The organism is Dyadobacter flavalbus (genome assembly GCF_006149045.1).
In the GTDB taxonomy this organism is placed as follows: Bacteria; Bacteroidota; Bacteroidia; order Cytophagales; family Spirosomataceae; genus Dyadobacter; species Dyadobacter flavalbus.
On sequence record NZ_VBSN01000049.1, the window covers coordinates 149,484 to 161,180 of the forward strand.

The window sequence follows — 11,697 nt, forward strand, 5'->3', positions numbered from 1 at the left end:
AACGGACTATTTAATCCTGAACAATACATTAACAAACTTACAACGCTGAAAAAAGGACCAGTACGTGAGCAAGAAACAATCCAGTAAAGAAAAGACCAGTGTAATACCGGATGCCCTCCAAAAAGAAGACCAGACACTTATTGTAGGCATCGGAGCCTCGGCTGGCGGCGTGGAAACATTGATCGAATTTTTTGAACAGGTAGATGCCGGTTCAGATATGGCCTATGTCGTCATCCTGCACTTATCGCCTGACTATGACAGCCGGTTGGCCGAAATCCTTGGCCAGGTTGCACCGATACCGGTTATTAAGGTTACTGAAAACGTCCGGATTCAGCCTAATCATGTGTATGTTGTACCGCCCAACCAGCATTTGCAGATCCAGGTTAACCAGATTACGGTATCCCCCAATTTGAACCAGGAAGAACGCAGGGCACCGGTGGATATTTTTTTCCGTTCACTCGCCGATTCCCATGGTTCCAGGGCAGTCGGAGTAATTTTGTCCGGCACAGGTGCCAACGGATCAATGGGTCTTAAGCGGATCAAGGAAAACGGCGGGGCTGTTTTTGTGCAAAACCCGCGCGAAGCTGCATTCAATGAAATGCCGCGTCATGCCATCGCAACGAACCTGGTTGATGATATTCTGTCAGTAGCACAGATTCCGGCAAAACTGATTTCCTATCGCGATAGTCTTGGGTCGGTATCCATCCGGGCAGAAGCACAGATGCGTCCCGAAGATCAGCAGCAGGCACTGCGCGAGGTGTTCACGCACCTGCGCCTGCGCACCGGCCACGACTTTTCCAATTACAAACGGCCAACGCTCATGCGTCGTCTGGAAAGGCGCATCAACGTCCGCAACCTCTCCGATCTTCCTGCTTATGCAGCATTTCTGAGAGAGCATCCGGAGGAAACCCAGGCTTTGCTGAAAGACTTGCTGATTTCGGTCACCAACTTTTTCCGGGACAGCAAGGCGTTTCTGGCCCTCGAACAGGACATTCTGCCCGTGCTTACCCGGGAACAGGATATGGACGGCGTTGTCAGAATCTGGGTGGCCGGCTGCGCTACGGGTGAAGAGGCATACTCGCTGGCCATGCTCATGGCAGAACGCACTATGGACATGATCGATGCGCCCAAAGTGCAGATTTTCGCCACGGATATTGACGAGGCAGCAATAGCCGTAGCCCGGGAAGGGCGTTATACGATAAACGACGCTGCTGATATTTCACCTGAGCGGCTGCGCCGGTTTATGGTACCGGACGGTGATAATTTCAGGGTAAGACAGGAAATCCGTGAAATGGTACTGTTTGCTCATCACAATGTATTGAAAGACCCGCCTTTTTCAAAAATTGACCTGATCACTTGCCGTAACCTGCTTATTTATTTCAATAATGCGGCGCAGGAACGGGTGATGGAAACTTTTCACTTTGCTCTGAAACCCGGAGGTTACCTCCTGCTTGGCCTTTCGGAGACTACCGACGGCGCAGGTGATCTGTTTGCTACTGTCAGCCGTGAAAACCATATTTATCAGAGCCGGCCGGTTTCAATCCGTTCCTATCCCGTTCCGGAAAACACCTTTCTGGTACCGGCCGGGAAAAAGGAAACGCCTGAAATTGCCTTGCCCAAAGACAGCCGGTCACTGCAAAGCAGGCTTAATTTCGGAGATCTGCACCAGCAGCTTCTGGAACAGTATGCCCCGCCGTCAATCATTGTCAACGAGGATTATGATATTCTGCATTTATCGGAGCGCGCCGGTATTTACCTGCACATTGCAGGCGGCGAGCCTTCCAAAAACCTGCTCAAACTTATCAGGCCGGAGCTTCGGCTGGAACTCAGAACAGCTTTCTACCAGGCTGTTCAGCAAAGAACCAATGTAGAAGCGCCCAATCTTCGGGTCAGGATTGACGATAAAACACAGACGCTGACGCTGCATGTACGTCCGGTGCTGGATGAAGCAGATTCCGGCAGAAACAATCCGGCCAAAGGTTTTTTACTGGTCATTTTTGAACCGACCGGACAGCATACCGGCCCCGCAGCCAGTATCCTTGCCTCTGAGGAACCTATGGCACGGCAACTGGAAGAAGAACTGGTCCGGATCAAGGCACAGCTGCGTACTTCAAGTGAACAGCATGAAACCCAGGCCGAAGAGCTGAAAGCCTCCAATGAAGAACTGCAGGCCATGAATGAGGAACTTCGCTCGGCAGCCGAGGAACTGGAAACCAGCAAGGAGGAACTGCAGTCGATCAATGAGGAGCTGACAACGGTCAATCAGGAACTTAAGGTAAAACTGGAAGAAATTTCATTTACCCGGAATAATCTGCAGAACCTGATTAATTCCACAGACCTTGCCACGCTCTTTCTGGACCGAAGCCTGAGGGTCATTCTGTTTACACCGGCTGCACGCACCATTTTCAATCTGATCTCATCCGACAGCGGCCGCCCTTTGACGGATATTACCAACCGGCTCAGCGATGATGACCTGCTAAGGGATGCTGAAAGTGTACTGGAAAAGCTGCAGCCTGTAGAACGCGAAGTTCAGACCAGCGACGGACAGCTGTTCCTGATGCGGGTCTTGCCCTACCGTACGGCCGAAGACCGCATCAACGGTGTTGTATTAACTTTTGTGGATATTTCAAGGCGCAAAGCCGCAGAAGAAGCAGTGCGGCAGTCGGAAGAGCGCATGCGTCTGGTGTTTGAAAGTGCCAAGGATTATGCAATTCTCACCCAGGATCTGGACCGCAACGTCACCAGCTGGAGTCCGGGCGCACACAGCATAACCGGCTATTCGGAAGCAGACATTCTGGGCCAGTCCGCCGATATTCTTTTTACGCCCGAAGACCGGAAAAACGGCGTACCTGAAAGTGAGGAACAAACGACACGGAAGCAGGGATATGCCATTAATGAACGCTGGCATGTCCGAAAAGACGGAACACGCTTCTGGGGCTCAGGCTCTGTCTGGCCATTGAAAGACGGACAAGGCAAACTGCTGGGATTTGTCAAGATCATGCGTGACCTGACCGAACAGCGTGCCGCCGAAGAAGCCCGCTCCTTTCTGGCTGCCATCGTTGAATCTTCACAGGATGCGATCATGACCGTCAATTTTGAAGGCATTATTACCAGCTGGAATCAGGCTTCTCAGGAACTGTACGGCTATTCTTCTTCTCAGGCCATCGGGCATCCGCTAAGCATGCTGACCTTGCCCAAGGATCTGGACCAGTTGCTGAAAGACACTGAAAAGATCAAGATTTCTGAGAAAGTTGAAATCTTTGATACCATCCGGGTCAATAAGGATGGCCGGGAAATGCAACTGGAAGTCATCATGTCGCCTGTCAAGAATTCAGCCGGACAGGTGATCGGTGTTTCTACCATTGCCCGTGACATCACGCTACGCAAGCAGACTGAGCGGGTACAAGCGCTTAAAAACCTGACGTGGCAGCAGCAAACCGAATTGCTGGCCCGCACAGGAAGCTGGGAGTATGACCGTACAAGCGGAGAGTTTATCTGGTCGGAAGGTATGTATCAATTGTTTAATCTGCCTGTGGGCACACCGGTTCATGACAGTATTTATCAGGATTTCACTTCAGGTAACGATAAGGAAGTTGCGCAGCAGTTTACCAACTGGCTCAAAGAAGGAACAGAGCCTATTGAACAGATCCTGCGCATTCATACCGGAAATTCAATCAAGTATTTGAAGGTAAGAGGCGTGCCGTTGATTTCGGAAAGCGGGGCGATCATCAAAATGCTGGGAACCGACTGGGACATTACGGAGCAGGTACTGGCTCAGGAACAGATCAGGCAGAGTGAAGCACAGCTCAGGACACTTGTTGAAAATACTCCCGATGTGATTACCCGATGGGACACAAATCTCCGCCTGCTTTTTGCCAACAGTGCCTTCATCAATAAATCCGGACAGACGCTCGAAAATCTGTTAGGCAAAACAAACATTCAGATGGGACAGCCGGACGACATTGCCGGTCCGTACATGAACAAGCTTCAGCGGACTTTTGATACCGGCAAGCCGCAGGAGCATTATAACTCATTTCCCACGCCAAAGGGCCGCTTTGACTATTATTCCCGGATGGTTCCCGAGCATGGACCGGATGGTTCCGTTCACAGTGTACTGGCCATTGCCCGTGATATTACGGAATTGCAAAAGGCACAGCAGCAAACCCGCGAAACGGCTGAAAACCTGCAGGCTGTACTGGATGCTTCGCCTGCCTGTATCGGCCTGCTGAAAGCCGTAAGGGATGAGGCAAATAATGATATAGTTACCGGATTTCAACTGGCCGTAGGAAACCAGAAACTGGCCGAATTTTTCGGTGAGCCGCTTTATGAGCTGCTGGGCAAGCCGGCCAACCATTTTGAAACATTGCTGTGGGGACCTCAGACATCTGATTTTCTGATGGAGGTTTACAACGCTAACAATCCCCGTTATGATGAAAAATACCTTACTTCAGAAGGACAGGAAAGATGGCTCGCAGTAGCCATCAGCCGGCAGGATGACGGCGTGGTACTGACCGGACTGGACATTACAGAGCTGAAACAAGCCCAGAATCAGCAGCAGTTCTGGCTGGGCGAACTGGAAAATGCCAGTCAGAATGCGCAAGCTGTTGCCCAGCTCCGCGAGGCGCTGAAGGAACGCGGCGAACTGCTCCGGTCTGCATCGCATGACCTGCGGGGGCAGGTTGGCGTTATTGCTTCTGCTGCCCAGCTGCTGGGCATGTCGGGCAATGAAGCCGACAATAACGTGCTGATCCAGATGATCCAGCGCAATACCAAGCAGATGACGCAGCTGATGAGCAGCCTGCTGGATTTTGCCCGGCTGGAAGCTGCTCAGGAAATAATTCACATCAGCCGCTTTGATGTGGCAGGACTTTTGCAGGAGCTGGTACACAATACACAGCCTATGGCAGATCAACAGGGATTGTGGCTGAAGGCGCAAGGACCAGATAACATGGAAGTGGAGAGCGATCCGGTACAAATCCGGCGTGTTGCACAAAACCTGTTGTTGAATGCTCTGAAATATACCCGGGAAGGCGGCGTAACAATAACCTGGGAAAGACTTACGGATGTGCCGGGCTGGTACTTTACCGTAGCGGATACCGGGCCGGGACTGTCGGCCAGACTGCTTGCCCGTCTGAAAGGAGAACCCGAAGAGTCGATGCCGGGAGAGATTGCAATGGTGCATAAGTCAGGAGGAGAAGGCATTGGCCTGGCCATTGTCAACCGCCTTTGCAAGCTGCTGGGTTGTCAGCTTCTGGTGGAAAGTGATCCGGAACAGGGAACCCGTTTTGAAATCCGTTTATTGAAAAAATCCGGAATGGATGATTGTTAAAAGAAATTAAGATTACCGATTATCATATAATACTGATTTACTGATGCCACATCCGCACTTGATTTATTTGGTAGACGACGACGCCGATTATCGCTTTCTGGTCCAGCAGGTCTTTAAAATGTTTTTACCAAACCATCAGGTGCGGTTCTTTTCCGATGGCTCCGAGCTTGCCGGCAATCTCGAAGCGCTCGCAAACGGACAAACTGCTTCGCCCCGGGTGATCATACTGGACATTGATATGCCCGGGCTTAATGGTTTTCAGACCCTTGGCAAACTGAAACAGCATCCTTACTGGCAGACAGTACCTGTCATTATGATGACCAACCGCGATCAGGCCGAGTTCAGGCAGGAAAGCTTCCGGCTGGGTGCCGATGCATTTTCATTGAAACCCATGAGCCTGCCCGACATTAAAGCCGCCATGACAGAAATTTGCGAACACGAAGGTGATTTCATCAAACTATACAGCGAATAATAAACTGGCAGCTTTCAGCAATCAGTTATATTTTAAAAAAAAACAAACCACAGCCACAAACAACTGCAAATCTCTATAAATAACTATAAACACCTATAAATGACAACAAATGACTATAAATGACCATAAATAACTACAAACACCTATAAAGGACAACAAATAACCATAAATGACCATAAATGACTATAGATGTCTATAAATAACTATAAACACCTATAAATGACAATAAATGTCCATAAATAACTACAAACACCTATAAAGGACTATAAATGACAACAAATGACTACAAATGCCAATAAACCCAAAAACAACCCAAACCTCTGAACAACCCATACTACCCTACAAACACCCCCCAATCCCCTGCCCCATTATCAACAAATCCTTACCCAAAAACCATTGAGCGACAAGCTTTCATACCTTCATTTCGACAAGCCTGCATATGCCTGGAAACCTGATATCGATTACAGGGCGCAGTCGGAACTTTACCGGGTCGGAAAAGGCGAACAGGGCGTTCTGATCTGTGAACCATACAAGTCGGAAATCGGTCAGTACTGGCGGTTTAAAACAAAAGCCATTGCGGAGGAAAGCAGTCGTAAAATCTATGAACTCTTCATCGCTTATCTGGATAAGGATGATTTTGTAGGAGCCGATATGGCGCGCAAATACCTGCAAATGGGCTATACGCGCGCACGTCGCTATGCTAATTACAAAGGCGGTAAAAAATACGACAAGGACAATGACTATCAGCAGCTGGAAAGAGGTACCGGCGAGCAGGAAAAAGCGGATGCTGCAGCTGTGTTTTTTGAAAAGTGGAAAGAAGCGGAAAGCAATGCCAGATACAGGGACCTTAAAAGTAACTGGAAACGCACGTTAGGCTAAGCTGCCCATAATCTCTCCAAGCAGCAAAGCTTTATATTCCTGACTGCGGAAAGTTCACAGCCGGCACTCGCCCGGGTTTCCTATTTCAGCTTTCTGAAAATGTTCAGCATTGTTTCGCGGTCAAGTGCATTCATATCCACCAGTTTCAACGACTTTACCATTTTCAGGGTTGAAGTTTTGTAATGCTGAAAATGCGGTGTTTTCAAATGCGAACGATAAGCCGCACTGTCGGCATAAATTTCTACGATCCTGATCTGGTTCGGCTGCTCTTTCAGGCTCATTGGAAAAATGGCAATTACGCCGGGCTCCTTTTCGACGGATGCAGCCGCTTCTTCTTTCAGGATGGTATTGTATTCGCCCAGATGTTCCGGCAGGATGTCAATTTCTGAAATTCGCACCATCATACCGGATTCAATGGCCGGAGTTCCCGATTTTGCAGTAGCCTTTTTCAGTGTACTTGCCTGCGTTCTGCTATTTTCAGTCTGGCTGTATGCTGCAATGGATAATTGTGTCAGCATAAACAACATGATTGTAACCGATTTAAGAATATACTTCATTGCTGGGAATTGCTTTACATCCATTTGATTGTATTGTTTTCTCCGGCCGGGGCTTTCTTACTATGCTATCTTCTTGTCAGCTTAAATTTAGCTGCCAGCAGCCAATTCCTAAATTTAGCCTTATCTCTGGTAACAAAGACCGGTTATACAGCCTGAACCGCTTTATACAGATTACAGCTTTATTTACCCGTTTTATACATCAGGCCCAGGAAATGGTTACTGGCATTGCACTTCATGGATACTAGAATTTTACCTGATTCAGAATCAGTTATTTTAATTATCAGGAATTCCGTTTTCATTCTGCCGCCCTTTTTTGCGAACCAAGTGCGTGGTGTGCTTCTGTGGGAAAATCCGAAATAAGTATATCCAGTTGCTGATTTTTTACTTTCGTGCGGTATCCGTCTGCAGAAAGCGGTTTTCCACCATTCTTTGAATCTTCGCTTACATCTGCCATGATGCGCACTTTTTGCTGCCTTAGCCTGGTGATCAGTTCCGCCGGGGTTTTTGCAGTGATGTACGCAATGCGTTTACCGGGCCGCACCGGGATTTGTTCAAAAGCTTTCCATGCCTGTTCTGTTTCTATCAGCGCAGACAGCAAAACATTCTGATTGGTTTCAGCGACGAGACGGGTAAATTCGTCTTTGAATGTCAGTACCAGCATCCGGTTTTCCATATTGTGCCTCTTCACTTGTTCCAGCGCTTCCTTGTGAACCGGCGCCTTGATATCCAGCATCAGGTTGATATTCCGGTTGCTTATGAATGTCAGTACCTCATCAAAGGAAGGTATATGCTCGTCTGTGATTTTTCCGTCCTTTGTTTTAAGACGAAGGGCATTCAGGTACTGATCGCTCCGTTCTTCCAGCTGGCCAGTGCCCGTTGTAGTACGGTCTACGGTCGGGTCGTGCATCAGATACAGGCTGCCGTCCTTGCTTTTTCGCAAATCGATTTCAATGCATACGGTGTCTTTTCCGAATGACGCTGCGGTAGCATTAAAAAGCTTTATGGAGCTTTCGGGATACGGCGCATACAAGCCGCCCCTGTGGCCAACAATCGCAACCTGCGCCTGAACTGTACCGGTTGCACAGAACATAAAAAACAAAAAAACATAATTAAAGCCTGGGCCCAAAAATGCGGCGAACTTCCTGTCTGTAAACATAAATTTTGATTTTTTCTTACTAATGCGGAAAGAGTACGAGAGTAATACTGCAAACTTAACCACTCAGATTAATTGTAAAAAGCGTATAAACAAAACCTTTTCCCGGTCCTGCTTGCGTTAACAAAGAAGCTGGACATTAGCTTGCGACGGGCACCGGGCCATTCTGCATTATGATTGCTTTTATATGTGCATATCCGGAAGTAGCCTGTATCAATGACGACGAATAGGTTTTTTGAAATGAGTTATGAATATATAAACTCACATTTACTCACTTTGCTGGCTTTTAAACCAGATTTTTCAGTGTCGCCTTAATGCTCTGAAAGCTGACGTCAGCAATGCTGTGAGCCCCGGTATTGTGATTCGCGCATTTCTACACAATTGTAGAATTTGCATGACCATTTATAGCAAAATCCCAGGTTGTTTCAGGAATTTCACAATATTTATTGACGTATATACAGGTATGATTTTATACTATTTCCATGCATATACCAATGTACTTAACCAGGATACCTCCATAAATACCGCCCAAATGAACAAGTCCATCCTCTTTACTGAAAATGAACTGGTTACACTTTTGAAAACGAACAATAAAGCAGCTTACGAATATCTTTACGACCATTATGCGCCTGCGTTGTACGGCATCGTGCGGAAAATTGTAAAAGACGACAGCAGAGCCGATGATGTCATGCAGGATTCCTTTATCAAAATCTGGAAGCACATGGCAAGCTACGATGCAGAAAAAGGAAGTTTGTTTACATGGATGCTGAATATCACCAGACGAACGGCGATTGACAAATTAAGGGCCGATTGTAAATTTGAAAATGATCTGAAATGGGAAGCGGTCAGGGAAAATGACCTTGGCAATCATGCTGTTTTCACCCCTGCGCCAGCCACGCTTGATCTGAAATCCATTGTGGAAAAACTGCTGCCGGAAAAAAAGCAGCTTATCGAACTGGTTTATTTTGAAGGGTACACGCATGAAGAAGCTTCGGAACATTTGTGCTTGCCGCTGGGAACCGTAAAATCAAGAATCCGCAATGCCATGAAAGAATTGAGAAAAGTATTTGACGTTTCATCACCAACAGCCCAGTTCGCCTGAACAACCCTTAATCAAATCATGACAATACATAACAACACATAACAACTCATGACAACACATGACAACTCATGACAATCCATAACAACTCATGACAACCCCCCAACTCCTGAAATAAAATCAACATTTGGCAAAAACATTTACATACCCTAAGTTCGCAGATTGCAGATAACGAAATATCATCATGCTTGATATAGTCATACAATCCCGAAAAGCAGCGATAGTCCCCGGTTTTGAAGTAAAGCGCATCCTGCCCTATCAGCTGCGAAGAATGGTGGGACCGTTCATTTTTATGGACCATGGCGGACCGGTAAATATGCCCGCAGCGACAGCAACCAACCTGGATGTGCTGCCGCATCCGCATATTGGCCTTTCTACGGTAAGTTACCTTTTCAGCGGAAATGTCACGCACAGAGACAGCCTTGGCGTGGAGCAGGTTATCAAGCCGGGCGAGGTAAACTGGATGACGGCCGGAAGAGGCATTGCACACAGTGAACGGTTTGAAGATCCCGCCATGCTGGCCGGCGGTGAGCTGGAAATGATACAAACGTGGGTTGCACTTCCTGAAAAAGACGAAGAAGGCGAACCTTCATTTAAAAACTATACAGCAGGGCAATTGCCCGTATTTACCGACCCGGGTATCTGGATGCGGCTGATAGCCGGTGATGCATACGGACTGAAGAGTAATGTGCATACTACCTCTCCGCTGTTTTATCTCCATGTCGTACTGGATAACGGAGCCCGGTTTGGCTTGCCTCAGGAACACAGCGAAAGAGGTGTATACATCGTCAGAGGCAGTGTTGAGGTAAACGGAATTACTTACACGGCGGGAAAACTGCTGGTTTTTACAAAAGGAGCAGATCCCGTAATGATCGCCATGGAAAAGACTACACTGATGATGCTGGGCGGCGAGCATTTGGGAGAACGTTACATCTGGTGGAATTTCGTATCCAGCCGCAAGGAAAGGATTGAACAGGCCAAGGAAGACTGGAAACAGGGACGAATTCATTTGCCTCCAACGGACAACGAAGAGTTTGTCCCGCTTCCGAAAGATAATTCCCGTCCTGCCGGCGGGCCGCCACCGGAAGCTCTGTCATAAAATCACCATTGCCATTAGCCAACAGCCAGCAGCTAACAGCTAGCAGCCAACAGCCAAAAAAAACATCAACCGGATACACTTACACGGTAATGCTGCGGACTCTGGCCGGTTATTTCCTTGAACCTCCGGTGAAAACAACTGAAATTCAGAAACCCGCTTTCATAACATACTTCTTTGATGTTGATGTTGTCGTTCATCAGCAGCTTGCAGGCGTGCCCGACACGGATTTCGGTCAGAAACTGCAGGTAAGTCTTGCCCGTCCTGGATTTGAAGTAACGGCAAAAAGAATTGGGGACCAGCCCGGAAATACTGGCCACCTGATCAAGATAAATCTTCTTGTTGAAATTATTGAATGTAAATTCATAAATGTCGTTGATCCGGTCGTTTTCGGAATCCAGCAGCATGTTCTGATAGCCAACAGATGACAAGACCGTAAATTCTTCGGAATGGTAAATGGCGTTCAGGATTTTCATCAGCACCATAATACGTTCCGGACCTTCTGCATGATTCAGGCTTTCGATTTCGCCAGCCACTTTTTCCTTTAAAGAACCTGTTAAAAGCAGGCCCCTCGCCGCCTTCTCAAGAACCGATTTGATGGGCTTGTTTTCGGTAAGATCCAGAAACTTCTGTCCCCAGAAGTCCGGCATGAAATGCACAACTGAAGAAACCAGCGAACTGCATGTTTCGTCCTGATCCACATCCGTATCAAATCGCCAGTAATGAGGCAGATTGCTGCCGACAAGCACAATTTCATTCGGAAAAAACCTTTTGATGTGATCTCCGACAAACTGGGTTCCTGAACCTTTATGAAAATGAACAAGCTCGATTTCCGGATGATAATGCCAGCGGTTATTGATGTTGGTCATTTTATCCTGTCGCGTACTGAATGAGTAAGCCTGTACATTCGGGACTTTAAGCAACTGCGGTTTCATGTCTGAAATCTATACAACGAAAATTAACTGAGGCAGAACAAAGATGTTAAAATCTCTTATACATCCGTTAATTTCCGAACCATTCTTTAATTAAAAATATAATTCCTTTGCATTGTTAAATTCACACGAAGGAGTTTTAATCCAGTCTCACACCCGTCTTCCCAATAAACAGATTTC

8 protein-coding genes are annotated in these 11,697 nt (G+C 47.4%); 5 read left to right on the forward strand and 3 right to left on the reverse strand.

What is annotated here, in order from left to right; genetic code table 11:
• Positions 1 to 64: 64 nt before the first annotated feature.
• The 3 genes from FEM33_RS16560 to FEM33_RS16570 all read left to right on the forward strand — a co-directional run bounded on the left by FEM33_RS16560 (position 65) and on the right by FEM33_RS16570 (position 6,680).
• A complete protein-coding gene (locus tag FEM33_RS16560) occupies positions 65 to 5,329 on the forward strand; it encodes a PAS domain S-box protein (RefSeq protein WP_139013111.1) in 5,265 nt (1,754 codons plus the stop codon).
• A 43-nt stretch (positions 5,330 to 5,372) separates the two neighbouring features.
• Positions 5,373 to 5,801 (forward strand): response regulator, encoded by a 429-nt coding sequence (locus FEM33_RS16565; RefSeq protein ID WP_139013112.1) that lies wholly within the window; start codon positions 5,373 to 5,375, stop codon positions 5,799 to 5,801.
• A 396-nt stretch (positions 5,802 to 6,197) separates the two neighbouring features.
• Positions 6,198 to 6,680 carry a DUF4385 domain-containing protein gene (locus tag FEM33_RS16570; protein WP_139013113.1) on the forward strand — a complete coding sequence of 161 codons (483 nt, stop codon included), beginning with the start codon at positions 6,198 to 6,200 and terminating at the stop codon, positions 6,678 to 6,680.
• Between the two features lie 80 nt (positions 6,681 to 6,760).
• On the opposite strand, the gene FEM33_RS16575 is transcribed toward FEM33_RS16570, so the two are convergent.
• Entirely contained in the window at positions 6,761 to 7,198 is a 438-nt protein-coding gene (locus FEM33_RS16575) for a putative quinol monooxygenase (RefSeq protein WP_201747775.1), read from the reverse strand.
• Positions 7,199 to 7,532: 334 nt separating this feature from the next.
• Complete coding sequence (locus FEM33_RS16580; RefSeq protein ID WP_161597162.1) at positions 7,533 to 8,327, reverse strand: glycerophosphodiester phosphodiesterase family protein; 795 nt, start codon at positions 8,325 to 8,327, stop codon at positions 7,533 to 7,535.
• Between the two features lie 595 nt (positions 8,328 to 8,922).
• Here FEM33_RS16580 and FEM33_RS16585 point away from each other — a divergent pair.
• Positions 8,923 to 9,492, forward strand: a complete 570-nt coding sequence (locus tag FEM33_RS16585) for an RNA polymerase sigma factor (protein WP_139013115.1) — start codon at positions 8,923 to 8,925, stop codon at positions 9,490 to 9,492.
• Between the two features lie 181 nt (positions 9,493 to 9,673).
• Entirely contained in the window at positions 9,674 to 10,588 is a 915-nt protein-coding gene (locus tag FEM33_RS16590; protein ID WP_139013116.1) for a pirin family protein, read from the forward strand.
• A 65-nt stretch (positions 10,589 to 10,653) separates the two neighbouring features.
• On the opposite strand, the gene FEM33_RS16595 is transcribed toward FEM33_RS16590, so the two are convergent.
• Positions 10,654 to 11,520, reverse strand: a complete 867-nt coding sequence (locus tag FEM33_RS16595; RefSeq protein ID WP_139013117.1) for an AraC family transcriptional regulator — start codon at positions 11,518 to 11,520, stop codon at positions 10,654 to 10,656.
• Between the last annotated feature and the right edge of the window lie 177 nt (positions 11,521 to 11,697).